The sequence below is a fragment of the Streptomyces sp. cg36 genome (assembly GCF_041080675.1).
GTDB lineage: Bacteria > Actinomycetota > Actinomycetes > Streptomycetales > Streptomycetaceae > Streptomyces.
Genome location: NZ_CP163520.1, coordinates 3,196,795 through 3,219,952, shown reverse-complemented (window position 1 = coordinate 3,219,952; position 23,158 = coordinate 3,196,795). Strand labels below are relative to the sequence as shown.

At 73.7% G+C, this 23,158-nt stretch carries 16 protein-coding genes; 13 read left to right on the top strand and 3 right to left on the bottom strand.

The window, feature by feature from the left end:
* Window positions 1–108 precede the first annotated feature (108 nt).
* From AB5J87_RS14175 to AB5J87_RS14155, 5 genes are all read left to right on the top strand, one after another.
* Window positions 109–3,180, top strand: a complete 3,072-nt coding sequence (locus tag AB5J87_RS14175) for a serine/threonine protein kinase (RefSeq protein ID WP_369376946.1) — start codon at window positions 109–111, stop codon at window positions 3,178–3,180.
* A 179-nt stretch (window positions 3,181–3,359) separates the two neighbouring features.
* The gene (locus tag AB5J87_RS14170) at window positions 3,360–4,952 is read left to right on the top strand and encodes a serine/threonine-protein kinase (protein ID WP_369383525.1); all 1,593 of its coding nucleotides are present in this window, start codon (window positions 3,360–3,362) and stop codon (window positions 4,950–4,952) included.
* A gap of 135 nt (window positions 4,953–5,087) precedes the next feature.
* A complete protein-coding gene (locus AB5J87_RS14165; RefSeq protein ID WP_369376945.1) occupies window positions 5,088–6,650 on the top strand; it encodes a serine/threonine-protein kinase in 1,563 nt (520 codons plus the stop codon).
* 256 nt (window positions 6,651–6,906) lie between these two features.
* A complete protein-coding gene (locus tag AB5J87_RS14160; protein WP_369376944.1) occupies window positions 6,907–8,523 on the top strand; it encodes a succinic semialdehyde dehydrogenase in 1,617 nt (538 codons plus the stop codon).
* 49 nt (window positions 8,524–8,572) lie between these two features.
* Window positions 8,573–10,414 carry a GMC oxidoreductase gene (locus AB5J87_RS14155; RefSeq protein WP_369376943.1) on the top strand — a complete coding sequence of 614 codons (1,842 nt, stop codon included), beginning with the start codon at window positions 8,573–8,575 and terminating at the stop codon, window positions 10,412–10,414.
* Window positions 10,415–11,263: 849 nt separating this feature from the next.
* Here the strand turns inward: AB5J87_RS14155 and AB5J87_RS14150 are convergent.
* Window positions 11,264–11,551 carry a chorismate mutase gene (locus AB5J87_RS14150; protein ID WP_369376941.1) on the bottom strand — a complete coding sequence of 96 codons (288 nt, stop codon included), beginning with the start codon at window positions 11,549–11,551 and terminating at the stop codon, window positions 11,264–11,266.
* A 312-nt stretch (window positions 11,552–11,863) separates the two neighbouring features.
* Between AB5J87_RS14150 and guaA the strand changes: the two genes are divergently transcribed.
* From guaA to AB5J87_RS14130, 4 genes are all read left to right on the top strand, one after another.
* Entirely contained in the window at window positions 11,864–13,441 is a 1,578-nt protein-coding gene (gene guaA / locus AB5J87_RS14145; RefSeq protein ID WP_369376940.1) for a glutamine-hydrolyzing GMP synthase, read from the top strand.
* Between the two features lie 113 nt (window positions 13,442–13,554).
* The gene (locus AB5J87_RS14140; protein ID WP_369376939.1) at window positions 13,555–14,352 is read left to right on the top strand and encodes a class II aldolase/adducin family protein; all 798 of its coding nucleotides are present in this window, start codon (window positions 13,555–13,557) and stop codon (window positions 14,350–14,352) included.
* Window positions 14,353–14,472: 120 nt separating this feature from the next.
* On the top strand, window positions 14,473–15,720 hold the full coding sequence (locus AB5J87_RS14135; protein WP_369376938.1) for a hypothetical protein: 1,248 nt from the start codon (window positions 14,473–14,475) through the stop codon (window positions 15,718–15,720).
* Between the two features lie 170 nt (window positions 15,721–15,890).
* Window positions 15,891–16,412, top strand: coding sequence for a DoxX family protein (locus tag AB5J87_RS14130; RefSeq protein WP_369376937.1), 522 nt, complete (start codon window positions 15,891–15,893; stop codon window positions 16,410–16,412).
* Here AB5J87_RS14130 and AB5J87_RS14125 read toward each other — a convergent pair.
* Both AB5J87_RS14125 and AB5J87_RS14120 read right to left on the bottom strand, forming a co-directional pair.
* The gene (locus tag AB5J87_RS14125; protein WP_369376936.1) at window positions 16,316–16,582 is read right to left on the bottom strand and encodes a hypothetical protein; all 267 of its coding nucleotides are present in this window, start codon (window positions 16,580–16,582) and stop codon (window positions 16,316–16,318) included. The genes AB5J87_RS14130 and AB5J87_RS14125 overlap by 97 nt on opposite strands.
* Window positions 16,569–17,912: a PspC domain-containing protein gene (locus AB5J87_RS14120; RefSeq protein WP_369376935.1), complete on the bottom strand. Its 1,344-nt coding sequence runs from the start codon at window positions 17,910–17,912 to the stop codon at window positions 16,569–16,571. The genes AB5J87_RS14125 and AB5J87_RS14120 overlap by 14 nt, the downstream gene beginning before the upstream one ends.
* Window positions 17,913–18,238: 326 nt before the next feature.
* Here AB5J87_RS14120 and AB5J87_RS14115 point away from each other — a divergent pair, with 326 nt between their 5' ends.
* From AB5J87_RS14115 to AB5J87_RS14100, 4 genes are all read left to right on the top strand, one after another.
* Window positions 18,239–19,516 (top strand): PspC domain-containing protein, encoded by a 1,278-nt coding sequence (locus AB5J87_RS14115; RefSeq protein WP_369376934.1) that lies wholly within the window; start codon window positions 18,239–18,241, stop codon window positions 19,514–19,516.
* Window positions 19,513–20,214: a LuxR C-terminal-related transcriptional regulator gene (locus AB5J87_RS14110; RefSeq protein WP_369376933.1), complete on the top strand. Its 702-nt coding sequence runs from the start codon at window positions 19,513–19,515 to the stop codon at window positions 20,212–20,214. The genes AB5J87_RS14115 and AB5J87_RS14110 overlap by 4 nt, the downstream gene beginning before the upstream one ends.
* Window positions 20,215–20,414: 200 nt before the next feature.
* Window positions 20,415–20,870 carry a hypothetical protein gene (locus AB5J87_RS14105; RefSeq protein WP_369376931.1) on the top strand — a complete coding sequence of 152 codons (456 nt, stop codon included), beginning with the start codon at window positions 20,415–20,417 and terminating at the stop codon, window positions 20,868–20,870.
* A gap of 10 nt (window positions 20,871–20,880) precedes the next feature.
* Window positions 20,881–23,157: a hypothetical protein gene (locus AB5J87_RS14100; protein ID WP_369376930.1), complete on the top strand. Its 2,277-nt coding sequence runs from the start codon at window positions 20,881–20,883 to the stop codon at window positions 23,155–23,157.
* Window position 23,158: the final 1 nt, after the last annotated feature.

The window sequence follows — 23,158 nt, the reverse complement described above, 5'->3', positions numbered from 1 at the left end:
CACGTATCGTGAGGTCCCACGGACCGTACGCAGCCATAATGGGCCGGTAAACGACCGGAATTGACGGGGTCGAGGGGTTCGAGGGACCAGCGCGGGTGGGGAGGCGTCGTGGACGACTATGCGGGTCGGGTGCTCGCCGACCGCTATCGGCTGCCCCTGTCGTCCTCCGACGAGTACGAACCGGTCGTCACCCGGGCATTCGACACCTACAGCGGCCAGGAAGTGCTGGTGCGGCAGGTGCCGTTACCGGAGGTCGTGGACGCGGAGGTGCAGGGCGCGGACGGCCGCTACGGCCACGGCACCGGCGCGGCGCGGCGCCCCGCCGATCCCGCGCTGCGGCGGGCCATCGAGGCCGCCCAGGCAGCCGCGCGGATCCCCGACCACCCCCGTCTCGACCAAGTCTTCGACGTGTTCGCCGAGGCCGGTTCGCTGTGGATCGTCAGCGAGCTGGTGATGGCCCGGCCGCTGGCGGCGCTGCTCGCCGAGCGGCCGTTGCCGCCGTACCGGGCGGCGGAGGTCGCGTCCGACGTGCTGACCGCGCTGCGCGTGCTGCACGCGCACGGCTGGACGCACCGCAACATCACCGAGCGCACGGTGTTGATATGCGATGACGGCCGCGTGATGCTGACGGGCCTGGCCGTCGGCGCGGCGGAGGAGGCCCTCTGCGGATACGCGGTGGTGCCCTCGGCGTTCGGCGGCCCGGACGACGACTTCGCCCCGCGCGCGGCGGACGCCGCGGACGAGGACGACGCCGAGTTGTACGGCGGCGGCAGCGGCATCGGTGGCGCGCACCCGGGCCCGGACACCGCCCTCGACACGGACCAGTACGGCGACACGGACCAGTACGGCGACACGGACCCGTACGGGGACACCGACTCGTACGGGGAGGCCGCCCCGTACGGCACGGTGGAACCCTCCCGCACCACCCAACCTCCCCGCAGCGACGACCCGTACGGCGATGCCGACTCCTACGGCGCGCCGGACCAGTACGGCACCACCGGCCCCCACGGCGACGCCGACCCGTACGGCGCGACGAACCCCTACGGAGACGGTGACCCGGCTCGTTCCGAGGGGGCCGCCGGGTTCGGGGCCTCGGGGGCCGTGGCTTCGGGGGACCTTGACCCGTACGCGGGGCCGCCCGTTCCGCTGGCCTCCGCCCGGACGCCCGCGTTGCCCGCCGGGTGGGCCCCGGCCGGGCCCGTCGAGGAGGAGGCGGGCGGGCTGCCCGCGCCCAGGACCGGCTCGACGTCCGCCGGCCAGTCCGCGCTCGCCGCTTACCGGGCGGGCGCGCGGGCCGACGCGCGCGTGACCGACGCGAGGGCGCTGCCCGCACCGCGCCCGGCGCCCGGACAGGCCGAGTTGGAGGACGCCCGCCATCCGGCCGTCGACCGGAGCGTGTACGACCCGGTGAGCGGTACCCGGGTGGAGCGCGCGCCCGCCCAGGGCGCACCGGCACCCGCACAGTCACCCGCGTCCGCCCAGGCACCCGCGTCCGGCGCCGCCCCCGCCTCCGCGAGTCCGTACGCGGTGGAGGAGGGCCCGGACTCGGGCCGCACCCGGCGGGCGTACGACCCGGTGACGGGCCGCTGGCTGCCGCGTCCCGCCCTCCCGGCGCCCGCGTCCGCGCCCGACCCGGCGCAGCCCGGCCACAACGGGTCCGCCGCGCGTCCGGCGCCCGCCACCACCGGCCCCCGCCCCTCCGCCGACCCGCGCCCCGCGCCGCCGCACACCGTCGGTGCCGGGGCCGAGGCGCTGCGGGCGGACGCCCAGCGGCAGACCCACGTCAGCGTGCCCGAGCGGGCCCGGCCGGGCGGCCCGGGGCGGCGGGCCGAGGCGCCGCGGCGGCCGGGCGGCGGCTACCGGGGACCGGCCACCCGGCTCGCGGCCGAGCGCGCCCGGCAGACGCGGATCGCCGTCGTCGGTGCCGTCACCGAGCGCTGGGCCCCGGAGCAGGCCGGGCCGGTGCACGAGAACTGGCGGCTCGCCCCGCCGATCGGCCCCGCCACCGACCTGTGGGCGCTGGGCGCGCTGCTGTTCCGGGCCGTGCAGGGGCACGCGCCGTATCCGGAGGACAGCGCCGTCGAGCTGGTGCAGATGGTGTGCGGGGAGCCGCCCGCGTTCGCCGAGGAGTGCGGGCCGCTGCGGCCGGTCGTGGAGTCGCTGCTGCGTCAGGACCCGACCGAGCGGCCGGACTTCGAGGAGCTGCGCGGCTGGCTGCGCTCGATCGTCCGCTCGGCGCCCGAGCCGGACGCGGGCACCCAGGTCGTCCCGGTGCCCTCGCCGGACGCGACCCGGCTGCCGATCGTGCGGCGCCGGGGCGAGCTGGTGCGCCGCCGCCGCGCGGCCTCCGCCGAGCACGGCCGCCACCGGCAGAGCCGCCGTGCCGCCGCGCCCCGCCGCCCCGAGCGGTACGCGGAGCCGGGTCCGGCGGAGGAGCCGGGGCGCGCCAAGCCCCGCCAGGCGAAGGCGAAGGCGGACGCGCGCGCGCCGCGCTCGCTCGGGCGCACCCTCGTCCTGCTGGTGCTGCTCCTGCTGGTGGCGGCGCTGGGGTACGCGGTGTTCCTCATGCCCAAGTCGGGTTCGGCGGACAAGACGGACAACGGGGGTGCCCCGTCCGCCCCGCGGACCGGCGCGCCCCCGTCCGCGCCGCCCTCGGACACCGCGCCGCGCACCGGTTCGCCGTCCGCGCCGCGCACCCAGACCACCGCTCCCGGCGACCGTCCGCCCGCCAAGGGGTATGTGCTGCGCACCGACCCGGAGGGCTTCCGCACGGCGATCGACCCGGCGTTCCAGCGGCGGCCCATCAACGACGCCGGACAAGTCCGCTATGTGGACGGCGCCTTCACCCTGGTCGTGGTGCCCGGCCGGGACGGCGTGAAGGAGGCGGGCGACGACCCGCTGGCGTACCAGCGGGACAAGGAGCGCGAACTCCAGCCGTTCCGGGACTCGGCGTGGGCGACCGCGGCCGGGCTGCGCAGGGTGGACATCGGCCAGAAGGTCACCGCCGAGGGGCAGTTCACCTGGCGCGACAGTACGGGGCAGACCGTTTACGTACGCAATCAAGTCATGATCATCAATGGCCGTTACCACATCGTCCTGGTGATCGGGCCGGAGCCGCAGCGGGACAAGGTGACCGAGATCTACACCCAGGCAACGGCGGCCTACAGCGCCACTCGTTGACGGTTCACCAGTTGCTTCGGATACATACCCCGCGGTAGGTGCCGCGCTAGGTGCCCCCGAGGTTTCCTGGCCGGAATCCGCTCCGTAACCTTGCCCCTTAAGAAACCGGCCGGGCGGGGGACGTGGACCAGAACCAGGACAAGAGCGGCAAGGGCGCGGAAGTGACGGCGACGGGGCTGCTGCTGGCCGGGCGTTACCGGCTCGGCGACACCATCGGCCGCGGCGGGATGGGCAAGGTCTGGCGCGCCCACGACGAGGTGCTGCACCGCACGGTGGCCGTCAAGGAGCTCACCGCCGCGCTGTACGTGGCGGAGGCCGACCGCGTGGTGCTGCACGCCCGTACGCAGAAGGAGGCGCGGGCCGCCGCCCGCATCACCCACCCCGGTGTGGTCACCGTCCACGACGTGCTCGACCACGACAACCGGCCCTGGATCGTGATGCAGTACGTCGACGGGCCCTCGCTCGCCGACGCCGTCAAGGAGTCGGAGAGCGGGCGGATCGGGGCCCGCGAGGCCGCCCGGATCGGGCTGCACGTGCTGGGCGCCCTGCGCGCCGCCCACGCCGCCGGGGTGCTGCACCGCGACGTCAAGCCGGGCAACGTGCTGCTCGCCCGGGACCAGCGCGTGCTGCTCACGGACTTCGGCATCGCCGCCATCGAGGGCGACTCCACCATCACGCGCACCGGTGAACTCGTCGGCTCCATCGACTACCTGGCGCCCGAGCGGGTGCGGGGCGGCCAGCCCGGACCCGCCTCCGACCTGTGGTCGCTGGGCGCCACGCTCTACACGGCGGTCGAGGGCGAGTCGCCCTTCCGCCGCTCCTCGCCGATATCCACCATGCAGGCCGTGGTCAACGAGGAGCCCCGGCCCGCCGCGAACGCGGGCGCGCTCGCCCCCGTCATCACCGCGCTGCTCCGCAAGGACCCCGACGAGCGCCCCTCGGCCGAGGAGGCCGAGCGGATGTTCCTGGAGGCGATGGAGGGCCGCGAACCCAAGTCGGCGCACGAGTACGTGCCGACGCGCCAGGTCTCCGAGGGCGAGCTGCACGCCGCCAACGCCGCGGCGGGGACCTCCGGCACCGTCCGCACCCCGGCGCCCGAGGCCGTGGCGCCCGCGCCCCTGCCCGCCCCCGCGCCCCGGCGCAGACGGCGCGGGCGGACCGTGGCCCTGGTGGTCGCGCTGGCGGCCCTGATCGGCGCCGCCGCGGGCTTCGCCGCGCTGAAGTTCAACGACGGCGGCGGCGACGAGACCCCCGCCGTCTCCAAGTCCCCCGACACCCGGCCCTCCAAGACGCCCAAGGCGGGCGACGCGTCCGTCCCGGCGGGCTGGCGGCGGGTGAAGGACCCGCTCGGGTTCACCCTCTTCGTGCCCGAGGGCTGGCGGCGCCAGATGGACGGCAAGGAAGTCGACTACACGCCGGACAACGGCCGCCACTACGTCCGGGTCAGCGTCAGCAAGCCCGACTTCGAGAACCCGTACATGCACCAGCTGAACCTGGAGAAGGCGCTGGAGAAGCGGCTGCCCAAGTACCAGCGGCTGACCCTGCACTCCAACACCTTCCGGGACCAGGTGAACTCCTCGCTCTGGGAGTTCAGCTATGTGGAGAAGAAGGGCTTCCCGGGCAAGCGGCACGCGATCGACCAGATGTACTTCTCGGACGACGGCACGACCGAGTACGCGGTGTACATGTCGGGGCCCGAGAGCGACTGGGCGGAGATGCGCGAGCAGTTCGACACCGTGCTGCGCGGCTGGCAGCCGCCGCCGTCGCACTGAGGGCGCGTCCCCGCCGCCGTCCGCGCCCCCCACGCGCGCGCCCGCCGGGTCGATCCCGTCCTGTGACCTCACGCCCCCCTCGGGCGCGGTCCGGTGCGGCATGATGACGACAGGACGAGAACGGGGGAAGCCGCGGTGCCCGCACCTGCCAGTGATCCGCGTGACGGCGCGGCCGACGCCCGTGTGATCGCCGGGCGTTACCGGCCGACGGCCCGGCTCGGTCGGGGCGGCATGGGCACCGTGTGGCGCGCCACCGACCAGCTGCTCGGCCGCCAGGTGGCCGTCAAGGAGCTGCACCCCGACGGCGGCGCCCCCGCCACCGCGGCGCTGCGCGAAGCACGGGCGGTGGCCCAGTTCAAGCATCCGCACGTCATCGTCGTCCACGACGTGGTGGAGCAGGACGGCCGCTCGTACATCGTGATGGAACTGGTCGAGGGCGGCTCGCTGGCGGACCGGCTGCGCGCCAAGGGCCCGCTGGACGTCCTGGAGGCGGCCCGGATGGGCATCGCGCTGCTGGGCGCGCTCGGCGCCGCCCACCGCCAGGGCGTGCTCCACCGCGACCTCAAGCCCGCCAACGTCCTCCTGGAGGAGGGCACCGGCCGGGTGGTGCTCACCGACTTCGGCATCGCGCAGCTGCCCGGGTCCACCACGATCAGCGAGGACGGGGCGTTCGTCGGCTCGCCCGAGTACACCTCGCCGGAGCGCATGCAGGGCGCGGCGGCCGGGCCCGAGTCCGACCTGTGGTCCCTGGGCGCGCTGCTGTGCGCCGCGCTGAGCGGGGAATCGCCGTTCCACCGCGACTCGTTGGGCGGGGTGCTGCACGCGGTCGTCACCGACGAGATCCGCCCGCCGCGCGCCGCCGATCCGCTGCTGCCGGTCGTGCGCGGGCTGCTCGACCGGGACCCCGCGCGCCGGCTGGCGGCGGCCGAGGCCGAGGAGATGCTGCGGGCGTACGCGGCGACCGGGTCCGTTCCGGTCGCGCCGCGCCACTACACCCCGACCGAGCGCGTCCCGGTGGCGGGCGGTTCCGGGGCCCGTCCGGCGCGCTCCGGAAGAGCGCTGGTGGCGGCCTGTCTGGTGGCCGCGCTCGCCGGGGGCGGGGCCGCCGCCGCGGTGCTGCTCGGCGACGACGGGGGCCCGGCGCCGGCCGCCGCGCGCGGCCCGGCCGCCTCGTCCGCCGCCGGTGGCCGCCCCCAGGGGCCCGGCCCCACCGTGACGGTGACCCGGCCCGACGAGCCCGGCGCGGGCGGCACCGCGCCCGCCGGCTACCGCTCGGTGCGCGACCCGGACGGCTTCGGCCTCACCGTCCCGGCGGGCTTCGTGCGCAGCACCGACGACCGGCGGGTCTTCTACGTGTCCCCGGACGGCGCCTTCCGGCTGGGCATCCGGCTCCAGCAGTCGGTCACCGGCGGCCCGCTCGCCGTGATGCGCCTGGCGCACGCCAACGGGCCGGACACGAATGCCGGTTACCGGGGCGGCAAGGTCGTCGCCACCACCCACCAGGGCCATGACGCGGCCCTGTGGGAGTTCAGCTGGAACGGCTTCAGCAAGGCCGAGGGCCCCCGGCACACCTACGACGAAGCCTGGGACCAGAACGGCACGATGTACGACGTGTGGGTCTCGGCGCCGGTGGCGCGGCTGGACGAGGCCAAACGGCACTTCGACACCGCGCTCGACTCCTTCACCCCGGCGGCCTGACCCGTTCCCGGCCCGCGCCGTCCGCTGCTTCCCGGCCGCGCTGTCCACCGCTTCCCGGCCGGCCCGTGCGCCGCTTCCCGGCCGTGCCGTCCGTCGCTTACGAGCCGGTCCGACCGGGCGGTCCACTGCGGTGTCCACCGGGCACAACGCGCTGATCAGGGGTTATGGCGCCAGTGGTCGCTGGCGCGGTGGTGAGGGTTCCGAAAAGTGTTACCGGCGGGTACCCAAACCGCCCGCCCCGGCATACGCTCGCCCCATGACGGACTCGCAGGCCACGCCCACCAGCACCCGTACGAACCCGGTCGCCGCCGCTCCGGCGGGCGCCCGCACCGCCGCCGATGTGGTCACCCCGGAGGTGGTCGCCCGGCTCACCCGGGGCGTGACCGGCTCCGGCCGCACCGCGAACCACACGCCGTTCACCGGCGAGAAGCTGGCGGACCTGCCCGAGTCCACGCCCGAGGACGTCGCCGAGGCGTTCGCCCGCGCCCGCGCCGCCCAGCCCGCCTGGGCCGCGACCCCGGCCCGGGAGCGCGCCGCCGTCCTGCTGCGCTTCCACGACCTGGTGCTGGCCCGTCAGGCCGAGGTCCTCGACCTCATCCAGCTGGAGACCGGCAAGGCCCGCCTGCACGCCCACGAGGAGGTCCAGGCCGTCGCCGTGGCCGCGCGCCACTACGGCCGCAAGGCGCCCGCGTATCTGCGCCCCCGGCGCCACACGGGTGTGGTGCCGACCCTGACCAAGGTCACCGAACTGCGCCAGCCGCGCGGGGTGGTGGGGCAGATCGCGCCCTGGAACTACCCGTTCGAGCTGTCGGTCGGCGACGCGCTGCCCGCCTTCGTCTCCGGCAACGCCGTGGTGATGAAGCCCGACACCGAGACCGCCCTCACCGCGCTGTGGGCCCGCGACCTGCTGATCGAGGCGGGGCTTCCGGCCGAGGTGTTCCAGGTGGTCCTCGGCGAGGGCCCGGTCGTCGGCCCCGAGGTCGTCAAGCACGCCGACTACGTCTCCTTCACCGGATCCACCCGCACCGGCCGCGAGGTCGCCCAGGGCGCCGCCGCCCGGCTCGTGGGCGTCTCCCTGGAGCTGGGCGGCAAGAACGCGATGCTGGTGCTGCGCGACGCCGACGTGGAGAAGGCGGCGGCGGGCGCCGTCCGCGCCTGCTTCTCCTCGGCGGGCCAGCTCTGCATCTCCATCGAGCGGCTGTACGTCCACGAGTCGGTGGCCGACGCCTTCGTCGAGCGGTTCGCCGCCCGGACTAGGGCGATGCGGCTCGGCAACTCCCTCGCCTACGGCGCCGACATGGGCTCGCTGGTGGGCGAGCGCCAGCTGGAGACGGTGACCCGGCACGTCGAGGAGGCCGTCGCCAAGGGCGCGCGGCTGGTCGCGGGCGGCGTCGCCCGCCCCGACATCGGCCCGCTCTTCTACGAGCCCACGATCCTGGACGGCGTCGAGGCGCCGATGGCCGTCTGCACCGAGGAGACCTTCGGACCGGTCGTCTCGGTCTACCGGTTCACCGACGAGGACGAGGTCGTCGCGACCGCCAACGCCACCCCGTACGGCCTCAACTCCTCGGTCTGGACGAAGGACTCGAAGCGCGGCCACCAGGTCGCCGCCCGGCTGCGCACCGGCACGGTCAACATCAACGAGGGGTACGCCCCGGCGTACGGCAGCGTCCAGTCGCCGATGGGCGGCATGAAGGACTCCGGTCTCGGCCGCCGCCACGGCTCCGAGGGCATCCTCAAGTACACCGAGGCCCAGACCGTCGCCCAGCAGCGGATCCTGCCGCTCGCGCCGTCCTTCGGGATGGACGACGAGAAGTACGCCGCGTTCATGAGCCGCAGCCTGAAGGCGATGAAGGCCCTGCGCCTGCGCTGAAGCCCGCCCGTCCCCTCCGCCCCGCCCCTTTTCCGTACGAGGAGAGCCGATGCCCCAGGACACGCGCGCCCAGAGCCCGGACGGCCCCGCCGGTCCGGACGACGACTCGGCGTACGACTACGACGTCCTCGTCGTCGGCTCCGGCTTCGGCGGCTCGGTCACGGCCCTGCGGCTGACCGAGAAGGGGTACCGGGTCGGCGTCCTGGAGGCGGGCCGCCGCTTCACCCGCGCCACGCTCCCCAAGAACTCCTGGGACGTGAAGAACTACCTCTGGGCGCCCCGGCTCGGGATGTACGGCATCCAGCGCATCCATCTGCTCGGCAACGTGATGGTGCTGGCGGGCGCGGGCGTCGGCGGCGGGTCGCTGAACTACGCCAACACCCTCTACGTACCGCCCCAGCAGTTCTTCGACGACCCGCAGTGGAAGGACATCACCGACTGGCGGGAGGAGCTGGCCCCCTACTACGAGCAGGCCAAGCGCATGCTCGGGGTCCGGCTCAACCCGACCATGACCCCCTCCGACGTCCACCTCAAGGCCGCCGCCCAGCGGATGGGCGTCGGCGACACCTTCCACCTGGCGCCCGTCGGCGTCTTCTTCGGGGACGGCCAGGACGCGGACGGCAGCGCGAAGGCGAAGCCCGGCGCGGCCGTCGACGACCCGTACTTCGGCGGGGCGGGCCCCTCCCGCAAGGCGTGCACCGAGTGCGGCGAGTGCATGACGGGCTGCCGCCACGGCGCCAAGAACACCCTCAACGAGAACTACCTCCACCTCGCCGAGAAGGCGGGCGCGACGGTCCACCCGATGACCACGGTCGTCTCGGTCACCGACGACTCCCAGGGCGGGTACGCGGTCGCCACGCTGCCCACCGACAACCGCAGGAAGGGCGCGGGGCGGCTGTTCAAGGCCCGGCGCGTGGTCATCGCGGCGGGCACCTACGGCACCCAGACCCTGCTGCACCGGATGCGCGCGAGCGGCCGGCTCCCGTACCTGTCCAAGCGGCTGGGGGAGCTGACCCGCACCAACTCCGAGGCGCTGGTCGGCGCGCAGACCGACAACCGCCGCTACCGCAAGGCGCACGGCACCGCCAAGGTCGACTTCACCCGGGGCGTCGCCATCACCTCCTCGGTGCACCCGGACGAGAACACCCACATCGAGCCCGTCCGCTACGGCCGGGGCTCCAACGCGATGGGCGGCATGTCCATCCTCCAGGTGCCCTACGCCGAGGGCTCCTCGCTGGCGCTGGGCTGGCTGGCGAACGCGGTGAAGCACCCGACGCTGCTGGCCCGTTCGCTCAGCAACCGCCGCTGGTCGGAGCGGACCATCATCGGGCTGGTGATGCAGTCGGTGGACAACTCCCTCACGACGTATCTGAAGCCGGACGGCGTCGGCAAGGGCCTGCTCACCGCCCGCCAGGGCCACGGCGCGCCCAACCCGCGCCAGATCAGGGCGGCCTCGCAGGCGGCCACCGCGATCGCCGCCGAGATCAACGGCTTCGCCGGCTCGAACGTCGGCGAGCTGATGGGCACCCCGCTGACCGCGCACTTCCTGGGCGGCTGCCCGATCGGCGACTCGGCCGAGACCGGTGTGATCGACCCGTACCACCGGCTCTACGGACACCCCGGGATCTCGGTGGTGGACGGCGCCGCCGTCTCGGCGAACCTCGGGGTGAACCCGTCGCTGACGATCACCGCGCAGGCCGAGCGGGCGATGTCGCTGTGGCCGAACAAGGGCGAGGCCGACCCGCGCCCGGTCCAGGGCGGGGCGTACGTGCGGGTCGCGGCCGTGGCGCCCAAGGCGCCGGCGGTCCCGGCGGACGCGTTCGGCGCGCTGCGGCTGCCGTTCCTGGGGATCCCGGCGGTGCCGCCGAAGGAGGCGGAGGACGCCGGGTAGCGCCCGGAGCGCCAGGGGCTGTCTTCGGCCACACCGGAGACCGGAAGAGGAAACGGGGATCGCTGCACCCCCCTCCGAGTGCAGCGGTCCCCGTTCATCCATGGGCCGCGCGCCGAAAGGCGGGGCCGTTGGTTCCGCATGGGATGACCAGCCAATCCTGTCAATGGTTGTCCCAGGACTCACAGAATTCTTATGTGCTCCCTGTCACATCGGTGGTGCGGGAGCGCGCGCGGGGCGTTCGGTTCACGCCAAAAGCCGGGGCGGAGGCAACCCGGCGGGAGGCCGCCCGGCGGCGGGGTCCGGGCGGCGGGTCCGGGCAGAGCAAGGGCCCCGCTCGGCCATCCGTCTCGGGGATGGTCCGCGGGGCCCTCGGCCGTCAGCACCGGCGTCAGGGCGGCGCCGGTGCCGCGGGGGCGGCGCCGGGGGGTGACGCCGCTGGTGAGTGAGCCGGAGTGGCCGACCCGGCGCGCGGGGGGCGCGCGGGCGGTGTCGACCTTGGCGGTCGCTCTGCGCGGGTACGGGACGTGTCTGTGCATCGTGCGGGACGGTCTGCGGCGCCCGCAACCGTCCGGACCGGATGCGGGCGGCCCCGGGCGTCCCCGGAGCCGACCGCTCTGAAGGGTGACCGGGCTGCTGTCCCCTGCCGTCCGGTCACGCGCGCTGGGGCGAGGTCCCACGACGTACCAGTGGCACGTCACACGCCCCAGCGGAGCCACGCGTGGTTTTTTCGGGCCCGCCCCTGGCTGGCACGGACACCCGGACCAACGAAGCGGGGCGGGCGCCGGTCACGGCGCCGGACGGGTGAGGATGCCCCGAACGCAGATCCGGCCCGCACCCCGTGCGCGCGCCTCAGATGCGGCCCCGGCACAGCTCCAGCATCGTCATCGCCAGCGCGGTGCCGGGCTTGCCCAGCGCGTCGCGGTAGTGCGCCAGGACCTCCATCTCGCGGTTCAGGTTGACCCGGCGCCCGCCGGAGGCGATCCGGGACTCCTGGATGACGGCCGAGACGGCCATGCGCTCCTGGATCAGGCCGATGATGCGGTCGTCCAGCGCGTCGATGCGCTCACGGGCGCCGGTGATCACGGTGGCGGCCTGCTCGGTGCGGGCGCCGGTCTTCTCGGTCTCGGTGACGGACATCGGGGGGCTCCTCGGGTGTCGGGGAGGCGGCCCCGGGGCGGCACGGCCCGGAAACGACAGAACGCCCCGGGCCTTGTCGGCCCGGGGCGCCTGGGAAGTCGCTTGTCAGTTGCTCAAGCAGCACGACCATGGCAGCCGGACGGGCCGGTGCCATAGGTAAAGACGAAGGTCTGGTGCTTGCGCATGGCGACAGTATGGACCGGTCCGGGCCGGTGGAGCCAATCCCGGTTCGGATGGTGAGACGAAAGGTCCCACCCCGCGCCCCGGTAGAATCGACAAAACCGACCCCCTCCCACCGCCGGAAGGCCGCCAGTGTCATCAGCGCCCACCGCTGCCGCGCCCGACGTCGTACTCGTCGTCGACTTCGGCGCCCAGTACGCCCAGCTCATCGCCCGCCGCGTCCGTGAGGCCCGGGTCTACAGCGAGATCGTGCCGAGCACGATGCCCGTGGCCGAGATGCTGGCCAAGAACCCGAAGGCGATCATCCTCTCGGGCGGCCCGTCCTCCGTGTACGCGGACGGCGCCCCCGTCCTGGAGCGCGAGATCTTCGAGGCCGGGGTCCCGGTCTTCGGCATGTGCTACGGCTTCCAGCTGATGGCGACGACGCTCGGCGGCACGGTCGACGACAACGGCGCGCGCGAGTACGGCCGTACGCCGCTGCACGTCACCAAGGCCGGCTCGACGCTCTTCGAGGGCACGCCCACCGAGCAGTCGGTGTGGATGTCGCACGGCGACGCCTGCTCGGCCGCCCCCGAGGGCTTCACCGTCACCGCGTCCACGGACGTCGTGCCGGTCGCCGCCTTCGAGAACGACGAGAAGAAGCTGTACGGCGTCCAGTACCACCCCGAGGTGCTGCACTCCACGCACGGCCAGCAGATCCTGGAGCACTTCCTCTACCGGGGCGCGGGCATCGAGCCGACCTGGACGACGCACAACGTCGTCGAGGAGCAGATCGCCCTCATCCGCGAGCAGGTCGGCGACAAGCGCGCCATCTGCGGCCTCTCCGGCGGCGTGGACTCGGCGGTGGCGGCGGCCCTGGTCCAGAAGGCCATCGGCTCCCAGCTGACCTGCGTCTACGTCGACCACGGCCTGATGCGCAAGGGCGAGACCGAGCAGGTCGAGAAGGACTTCGTGGCCGCCACCGGCGTCCAGCTGAAGGTCGTCGACGCGCAGGAGCGGTTCCTGACCGCCCTCGCCGGCGTCTCGGACCCGGAGACCAAGCGGAAGATCATCGGCCGCGAGTTCATCCGCGTCTTCGAGCAGGCGCAGCTGGAGATCCTCCAGGAGGACGGCCCCGCGGTCGCCTTCCTGGTGCAGGGCACGCTCTACCCGGACGTGGTCGAGTCCGGCGGCGGCACCGGCACCGCCAACATCAAGTCCCACCACAACGTGGGCGGCCTGCCCGACGACATCGAGTTCGAGCTCGTCGAGCCGCTGCGCAAGCTGTTCAAGGACGAGGTCCGCATGGTCGGCCAGGAGCTCGGCCTGCCCGAGGAGATCGTCCAGCGCCAGCCGTTCCCCGGTCCCGGCCTGGGCATCCGGATCGTCGGCGAGGTCACCAAGGACCGCCTCGACCTGCTGCGCGAGGCCGACGCCATCGCCCGCGAGGAGCTGACGGCGGCCGGTCTGGACCGCGAGATCTGGCAGTGCCCGGTCGTGCTGCTCGCCGACGTCCGCTCGGTCGGCGTCCAGGGCGACGGCCGCACCTACGGCCACCCGATCGTGCTGCGCCCGGTCTCCTCCGAGGACGCCATGACGGCGGACTGGACGCGCATGCCGTACGACGTGCTCGCCAAGATCTCGACGCGCATCACCAACGAGGTCGCCGATGTGAACCGCGTGGTCCTCGACGTGACGAGCAAGCCGCCGGGCACCATCGAGTGGGAGTGATCCCCTCAGCGCAGGACACGGCGCCGCCGTCCCGGATCCCGGGGCGGCGGCGCCGCTTTCCGCGCCCGCGCCCGCCCCTGTCAACTTGCGCGACCACGCGGTAACTTCCGGCCATGACCGAGATCCCGGCGGCGCCCGCCCCGATACCCGTGGACCAGCTCCAGTTCTCGCTGCCGCCCGTGCACGAGGACCCCGCCGACGAGCGGCGCCACCGCAAGGAGCGGCTGGCGGGCGCGCTCCGGCTGTTCGGCCGGTTCGGTTACGAGGACGGGGTCTCCGGGCACATCACCGCGCGCGACCCCGAGTTCGAGGACTGCTACTGGGTGAACCCGTTCGGCATCCCGTTCGCCCAGGTCACCGCGGGCGAACTGGTGCTGGTGAACGGGGCGGGCCAGGTCGTCCGGGGCCGCCACCACGTCAACCAGGCGGCCTTCGCGGTCCACGCCGAGGTGCACCGGGCCCGGCCCGACGTCGTCGCGGTGGCGCACACGCACTCGCTGCACGGCCGGGCGCTGGCCGCGCTGGGCGAGCTGGTCGAGCCGTACACCCAGGAGGCGTGCGCCTTCTTCGAGGACCACGCGCTGTTCGACGCGTACACGGGGGTCGTCGTCGATGCCGAGGAGGGCCGCCGGATCGCCGCGGCGCTCGGCGCGTACAAGGCGGTCGTGCTGCGCAACCACGGGCTGCTGACGGTGGGCGACTCGGTGGACGCGGCGGCCTGGTGGTTCATCTCGATGGAGCGGTGCAGCCAGGTGCAGCTCGCCGCGCGGGCCGCCGGGAAGCCGGTGCTGATCGACCGGCGGGACGCGGTGCTCACCCGCGACCAGCTCGGCAGCGACCTGGTCGCCTGGATCAACTACCAGCCGCTGTGGCGGCAGATCAGCACCGCGGAGCCCGAACTCCTGTCGTAGTACGTCAATTTGATGGTGCGTCAATCACTCCCGCCGCGTCCCCCTGCCCGCCGGGCGGAGCCCCGCGTACGGCACAATGCGCAGTCAGCTGACATGACTTGAGCGAAGGGCGAGAATTCCGTGGCGGTGCAGGAGGCTCGGCAATGCGGTGGTGACTGCGGCCCCGGGGCGCGGGACGGCCACCGGCGCGCGGTGGCGGCGTTCCTGGCCAAACGGGACGGCTTCGCCGCCGGGGAAGGGCTGCCCGCCGCCGTCGCGCACTCCGCCGGAGCCTCCCGGCAGTGGGTGTCGGACGAGCTCACCCAGTCCGCCCGGGCCCTCGCCGAACACGGCCGGGAGGCCGGTCAGGCATGGCCCGCAGCGGTCTGGCGGGCCACCCTCGTCCTGGTGTGGGGGAGCGTCGGCACGCTCGCCCTGGCCGAGGCGTCCACCGCCATCGGCACCGGCTGGACCTCCGCCAGGACCGCCGGACTGCTGGCCGCGCTCCTCGTGGCGGGAGCGCTCACCGGCGCGGGATGGCTGCACCGGGCGCGCGGCGGGCTGCTCGCGCCCGTGGTCGGCGAGGACAACCGGCTCTCCACCTCGCGCGCGGTGGCCGCCGCCTGGCTGCTGCTCGTCGTCTTCGCGGTCCTCGTCCTCTCGCTGCGGCTGGCCGGGGCGTCCGGCGCCGAAGAGCGCGAGGCGCTGATCTCCGGGCTGCGGCTGGCGCGCGGCGACGGGCTCCTGTCGGTGGTCGCGCTCGTCGGCGCGGTCGCCGTGGTGGTGCGCCGGGTGGTGGTCGTCCGGGTGGCGGGGCAGCGGCTGCAGAAGGTGCGCGCGGAGCGCCCGCGCGCCGCCGACCTGCTCACCGACGACGCCGGGCGCGGCAGCTTCGCCGATGTGCAGTACGTCCTGGTCTCCGGCGTCGCCGTGCTGTTCGCCGCCGTACGGCTGGCCCGGCGGCCCGAGCAGCTGCCCGACCTGCCGTGGGCGCTGGCCCTGCTCGTGGCGGTCTCGTCCGTCACCTATCTCGCCGGGAAGTACGCCGAGGGCGGGCGGCCCGTGGTCCTCTCGGTGGTCCGGGCGCGCGAGGCGGGCGACCTGGACGCGCCGATCCGCACCGGCGACGACATCGAGATCCGGGGCGCCGGGTTCGTCCCGCCCGGCGCGGGCACCCCGGACCGGCTCGCCCGGATGGTCGTACGGATCGGGGCGGTCCACGTCCACGTCCCGCTGATCCCGGTCACCGGCGGCTTCGCCAACCCCAGCGACACCGTGCTCACCGTGCCGGTGCCGGTGGACGTCGAGCCCGGCCGGGTCGAGGTGCGGGTGGTCACGGCGGCGGGCGTCGAGACCAACCGGGTCGCCATCGACGTCGTCACGGACTGACCCGCCCCGCGCCCGGACGCCCGCGCGCCCGCCGACCGCAGGGCCGGAACCTCGCCCCCCCCGCGCCCGCCGCCCGCCGCGACGGGAAGTTGACACGTGAACCGGTTGAGCCGCCTGTACCTCCCGTACGTATGGTCTGGTGACAGGGGACACGGAAGGCGGGATCGGCGATGGCACACGGAAATCTCACCCGGACGCGAGGCGGGACGGCCACCACGGCGGGGCTGCGGGCCACCGCGGGCAAGTACGCGCTGCTGCCGCTGCGCGTCTTCCTCGGCGTCACCTTCGTCTACGCCGGGTTCGACAAGCTCACCGGCGGCACCACCACCCTCAAGGCGAGCGGCAGCGGCTCGATCGGGGAGCTGATGCACTCGGTGCGCGACAGCGCCGCGATCCCCGCCCTCGTCGACCTCGCCCTCAAGGCCCCGGTCGGCTTCGGGTACGCCATCGCCCTCGGCGAGATCGCCGTCGGACTCGGGATCCTCGTCGGCCTCTTCGGGCGGCTCGCCGCGGCCGGTGGCGCCCTGATCTCGCTCAGCCTCTGGCTGACCGTCAGCTGGGCCACCACCCCGTACTACTACGGGAACGACCTCGCCTACTTGATGGCCTGGCTGCCGCTGGTGCTGGCCGGGACGCCGCTGCTCTCCGCCGACGCCTGGCTCGCGGCGCGCCGCCGTCTGCGCACCCCGTAGGCGATCCAGCTGGCGAGGCCCGCCAGGGCGAGACCGGCGCACATCGTCGGGATCACCACGTACCAGGGCGTGTGCCAGGCGTCCGCCGCGTCGCCCGCGAAGAGGGCGGCGGTGACGAGCGCCGCGGTGCCCGCGACCAGCCGTCCGGGCCGGAACTCATGACGCGGCACGGGCCACCTCCACCTGACCGAGCGAGACGTGCAGTTCGAGATCGAGGGTGCCGGACGGGGTGACTCCGGCGGGCGGGAAGAGGGTCACGGTCCGCTTCTGGTCGGGGTGGATGTCGATGTCCTCGGGGGCTTCGCTGGGCAGCTGCACATCACCGAGGCCCACGCTGATGCGCGCCTTCACCGTGACGTCCTCGGGCACGACGACCCTGAGCCGCCCCGCCGCCACCTCCGCGCGCGTGCTCACGCTCTGCCCGGCGGGCACCGCGACCCGGGTCAGATCGAGCGTGCCCTCACCGGTGCCCAGCGCGTACGACGGCTGTACGGCGGTGACGGCGGTGGGCGTCCAGTCCGTCCTGGTCCAGTGCGTGTCGATGGTCTTGGGCAGCGCCGAGGCCCCGGCGAGCAGGGCCGCCGTCGCCACCGCCGCGAACAGCGTCCCGAACCCGGTGCGGCCCACGAACGCGCTGATCACCAGGCCCAGGCCGAACACGGCCAGCGCGGCGGTCAGCCCGATCTGGAGCGTGGTGCCCAGCGGCCGGTGGTCCCAGCCCACCGAGGTGGCGATGCCGCCCGCGAGCAGCGCCAGCAGGAAGACGAGCCCGCCGATCGGCCGCGGCCCCCGGGTGGCCCGGTCGGCCGCCTTCCCGGCGCGGGCCGCCGCCTTGGGGTCCCGCTCGCGGGCTCCGGCGGGCGGCACCGGGTCGGCGTCCTCGGCGCCCCACAGATAGCCGGTGCCGACCGGGCCCGTGGTGCCGTCCTTGACGATCGGGTCGCGCCACCAGGAGGGCGAGGCCGGGGTGGGCGGCGCCTTGGTCTCGGGCGGCGCGTCCCCGAGGACCAGGGTCTGGGGGGCGGCGCCGGGGGCGGTCCCGTCGGCCGCCGGGTCCGGTACGGCGTCGGCGGGCGCGACCGAGCGGCGCTGGGACCAGACGGCCACGCCCGCCACCGCCAGGGCCAGCTGGCCCGCGAAGGCCATCACCGAGCCGTTGTTCAGCGTGGACAGGAAGATGCCGCAGCCCGCGAGCGCCATCAGCACCGCCGCCAGCGCGGGGCCCTCCACCCGCCCGGTGAGCAGCCGCCGCCCCTCGTTCTCCTCCTCGCCGTCCAGCGGCAGCAGCAGCCACGCGAAGCCGTAGAAGACCAGCCCGAGCCCGCTGATGACGGTCAGCACGCCCAGCGCGATCCGGAAGATCACCGGGTCGATGTCGCAGTACCGCCCGAGCCCGCCGCACACGCCGCCGATCACCTTGTTGCGGCCACTGCGGCGCAGCTGGGGCGCGGTGGCCGCCTGGTCCGGCGGCGCGACGGGGGTCTCGGTCGGCTGAGTCATGAGTCCATGGTGACGGCCGCCGCGGGCCTCCGGCACCCGCCCCGACCCTGGCCTCTCCCTGAGATTGCCCTGATGCGGGGGCCGGGGCCTCCCCCTGACGGGGGGAACCGGGCCGACCGGCGGGGGAGCGGGTCTCCCCGGGAACGGGGAGGGGGTCTCCCTCGCGCGGGGGAGCGGCCCGGTGCGGCCGACCGAGCCGGACGATCCGGCGGGGCGTCTCCCTCGCGCGGGGGAGCGGGCCTCCCCCGCGCGGGGATCACGGATCGGGGACGTCCTCGGGGCTTACCCTGATGCCCGCACCCGTTCGGACGTGTGACGATCGGTGCATGCCAGTCGCCGCTTCCCGAACCGCGCCTCCCGAGGCCGACGAACCCCCCGTGCGCAAGCTCTACCGCTCGGCCGAGGGGCGGATGCTCGGTGGCGTGGCGCGCGGCCTCGCCGGACACCTCGGGCTGCCCGTGGTGTGGGTGCGGATCGTCTTCCTCGTCCTGTTCGGGGTCGACGGCCTGGGGGCCCTGCTCTACGCGGTGTTCTGGTTCGTGGTCCCGCTGGGCCTGGGCGGCACGGCGGAGCCGCGCTCGGCGTTCGAGGTCAGCGCGGACGGCCGGCGCAGGCTGCGCAAGCCGGACAAAGGCCAGATCGTCGCCCTGATCGCGCTGTGCATAGGCGCGGCCGTCTTCGCCACCAAGGTGGACGTGGGCGGCTGGGCCAGTCCCTACATCTGGCCGACGCTGCTGGTCGGCGCCGGTGTGATCCTGGTGTGGCGGCAGGCGGACAACGCCCGGCGGGCCCGCTGGACCGAGGGCGCCCGGCGGAGCAGGCTGCTGCCGCTGGCCCGGGGACTGGCCGGGGTGGCGCTGGTCGGCGCGGGCTTCACGGGGTTCGTGGTGGTGCGCGGCTCGGCCGCCCAGCTCGGCAATGTGCTCACGGCCGCGCTCGCCGTCATCGCGGGCATAGCCCTGCTGGCGGGCCCCTATCTGGTGCGGATGACCCAGGACCTCTCCGAGGAGCGGCTGATGCGCATCCGGGCCCAGGAGCGCGCCGAAGTGGCCGCCCACGTCCACGACTCGGTGCTCCACACCCTCACGCTGATCCAGCGCAACGCGGAGAACGTGGGGGAGGTGCGCCGGCTCGCGCGGGCCCAGGAGCGGGAGCTGCGCGCCTGGCTCTACAAGCCGGAGGGCCGCGGCAAGGACGAGGAGGAGGAACCGCAGACCCTGGCGGAGGCGGTGAAGAAGGCCGCCGCCGAGGTCGAGGACAAGCACGGGGTGCCGCTGGAGGTCGTGGTGGTGGGCGACTGCCCGCTCGACGACCGGCTGTCGGCACAGATGCAGGCCGCGCGCGAGGCGATGGTCAACGCTGCCAAGTACGGTGGCGAGGGCGGCGCCGTCCAGGTCTACGCGGAGGTCGAGGGCCGCACGGTCTTCGTGTCGGTGCGGGACCGGGGCCCCGGCTTCGACCTGGACGCGGTACCGGACGACCGCATGGGCGTACGAGAATCGATCATCGGCCGGATGCAGCGCAACGGTGGAACGGCGCGGCTGCGTCCGGTGCCCGGCGGGGGCACCGAGGTCGAGCTGGAGATGGAGAGGGCGGACGGATGACGACGGAGCAGACCCAGGGAGCCGGGGGCGGCGCCGAGCGGCGGGTACGGGTCGTCCTGGTCGACGACCACCGGATGTTCCGCACCGGGGTCCAGGCCGAGATCGGCCGCACCGAGGAGACCGGTGTCGAGGTGGTGGGCGAGGCCGCCGACGTCGACCAGGCGATCACCGTGATCACGGCGACCCGGCCGGAGGTCGTGCTGCTCGACGTGCACCTCCCGGGCGGCGGCGGGGTGGAAGTCCTGCGGCGCTCGGCCCCGTTGATGGCCGACGCCGAGCGGCCGGTGCGCTTCCTCGCGCTGTCCGTGTCGGACGCGGCGGAGGACGTGATCGGGGTGATCCGGGGCGGTGCGCGCGGCTATGTGACCAAGACGATCACCGGCACCGATCTGGTCGACTCGATCTTCCGGGTGCAGGACGGCGACGCGGTGTTCTCGCCGCGGCTCGCGGGCTTCGTCCTGGACGCCTTCGCGTCCACGGACGCGCCCCCGGTCGACGAGGACCTGGACCGGCTCACCCAGCGCGAGCGGGAGGTGCTGCGGCTGATCGCGCGCGGCTACGCGTACAAGGAGATCGCCAAGCAGCTCTTCATCTCGGTGAAGACGGTGGAGTCGCACGTCTCGGCGGTCCTGCGCAAGCTCCAGCTCTCCAACCGGCACGAGCTGACGCGGTGGGCGACGGCGCGACGGCTGGTCTGAGGGGGATCGGGCGGGCCGGGTGAGACACCGGGGCGACACGGGGGTGCGGTCGCGGTCGGGCCCGGCTCCGGTCGCGGTCGGGCCGGGGGCCGGGCGGCTCGGGAACCAGGTTTGTCAGGACGGCGTCAAAACCCGACGTGCGCTCCTTGCACGGTGGTTACGATGCGAAAAGATCGTCGGACACGGGGGAGGGACCGTCCATGGGCTTTGACGAGGAGTGGGCGTCGAGCAAGGCGGCTGCCGCACGGCAGCCGGGGAGCATGCGGCTGGACGGGGCCTACGACGGGCCGTTCCCGCCGTCGCCGGGCGGCGACAAGGACCTGAACTCCAGCCCCGCGCGCAAGACGGCCGCCGCCAATGACATCGAGACCGACTTCGAGCCCAACACGAAGAAGGCCGGGGCCTGGACGGACGAGACGAACGCGACGGCGGCCAAGGCGCTCGCGGGCTGGGCCGCGGCGGCGGGGCTGACGAAGGCACAGGAGAACTGGGGCAAGTCGGTCACCGCGTTACTGGGCCGGCTGGCCGGGGAGAAGGCCGCGCTGCGCGGCACGTCGAACCTGTTCCGGAACAACGACATCGGCGTGGGCAACGACTTCAGTGTGCTCAGACCGTCCTCGCTCAACCAGATCTCGCCGCCGCCGGTCCAGCCGTAGGAGCCCCGCCATGCTGACCTACGAACTGATCATGAAGACCGACTTCTCGCAGCTCTCCACGGCCGCGGGCAAGTGGGACGAGATGGCGGGCGAGCTCAAGAAGCTGGCGGAGCGGTACGGGGCCCAGGTCCAGAGCGTCAGTCTGAACGGCACCTGGACCGGTGAGGCGTCGCTCTACTCGCGGCCCAACTTCGCGACCACGCACGCGCAGTACGTCGCGGCCCAGACCGAGGCCAAGGCCGTCGCGTCCCTGCTGCGCGACGCCCACGACCAGTTCGTGGACCTGAAGAAGCGCGTGGAGTCGGCGCGGGACGACGCCGTCAAGGCGGGGATGAAGGTCTCCGAGACGGGCGGCGCGACCTTCGACTTCAGCAAGGTCAGCGCGGAGGCGGCCAACTCGATCCGGCACGACCCGGACTTCCGCCAGGTGGAGAGCTCCTGGTCGCAGCACATCGCCCAGGCGGTGTCCGCCATGAACGACGCGGACCAGGGAGTGAAGATCGCCCTGGAGGCGGTCGGCGCCGACACGGACCCGCTGGACGGCGCGCCCAACAGCTTCAACGCCAAGGCCAGCGGCGACGTGGAGTTCTACGAGGCCAAGGCGATGATCCAGCTGGCCGACAAGGTCAACGACGGCCACAAGCTGACCCCGGAGGAGCTGGCCGAGGCCGAGTCGCTGTTCCGGGACAACGAGCACGACAAGGTCTTCACCCAGACCGTGCTGCAGAGCCTGGGCCCGGACGGGGCGATCCAGTTCACCCGGCACGTGAACGACTGGGCGCTCTCGGACAAGGACCACGGCAAGGACTACGCGGCCCTGGAACGCGGCTTCGCCAACTCCCTGGCCACGGCGACGACGGTCCCGGGCAAGGTCGCGGAGGCGCCGCCGGGGTCGGAGAAGTACAAGCAGTGGCTGAACAGTCCGGACGGGAAGTTCTACAAGGACTGGATGGAGGGGATGGAGAAGGCGGGGGTCCACAACTACGGGGACGATCTGAGGCCGCTGCACGGCTACCAGGTGCTGGCCAGCCTCATGGGCCATGCGGACGCCCCCTACGACGACCAGTTCCTGTACGCGCTGGCCGACCAGATGATCGCCGCCGAGAAGAAGGACCAGAACGTCTTCAAGGTGTGGGGCGCGGACTACAAGGGCATCGAGCCGGACCCGGTCGACACGCTGCTCGGCGTGATGAGCAAGAACCCGGACGCGGCCACCGCGTTCTTCGACCCGGCCGGCAACGGCACGGGCGCCGACCACGTGAACAACGACCACCTCAAATACCTGGTGGGCAGCGGCGACGGCGCCCGCCACTGGCCGAACCACTCGTACACCACGGGTGTCGCGGCGCCGGTGGACTACGACAACCCGACCAGCCGCGCGGGCCTCGGCCAGGCGCTGGAAGCGGCCACCACCGGCCATCCGCCCCTGCAGGACGGTGAGCGCGGCGACCGGCCCGGCCCGCACTCCGCGCCCCAGGCGCGGGTCATGCAGGACATGCTGAAGACGCTCGACGCGGGCCTCGGCGGCGAGAAGATCGACGCCGACATGCAGAAGAGTCTCGGCCATGCCTTGGCCGACTACGTGCAGGACACGCATCACATCCTGGCCGAGAGCGGCTCGAAGTACGGCAGCCCGGGCGGTCTCGACGGCATCTGGACCCAGGGCGACGACGCGGGGATCACGGTCAGCAAGGGCACCCTGATGCGGGTGATGCGCGGCGCCTCGTCGGACTCCCAGACGTTCTCGCTGCTCTACGACACCCAGCAGCAGTACGCGATGGACCAGTTGGCCAACGCCCCGCACACGGGAGGTGAGGGCTACGAGCGCTGGAAGAACCCGGCGAGCGAGATGGGCTCGGTGATGGGCGCGATGAACTCCATCGGATCCGACGTCATCTTCGACGAGCGCAGCGGCAAGATCCAGGCGGCCAATGACATGGCCAAGTACGCCTACCACTTCGCGGGCGCCCCGGTGACCGGTCTTCCCTACCTCGGCGACACGACGCAGCGCCTCATCGACGCGGCCACCTACGAGTGGTCGAAGGACGTCATCGCGACCGCCCAGGCCAAGGCGCAGGAGATGAACACCCACCAGTACTCGTCGGGCATCACCGGGACCTACTCGTACATCGACTGCTGGGCCAGGGACCACCACGTGGACGTCAACGACGAGACGAACACCAAGGGCGACCCGAACTGGGACGCGTGGCAGGCGATGCGTCGCGAGGCCAAGCAGTCCTACACCTCGTCGAGGGCGGACGCCGCCGCCTACCTGGGTTGGGAGTAGC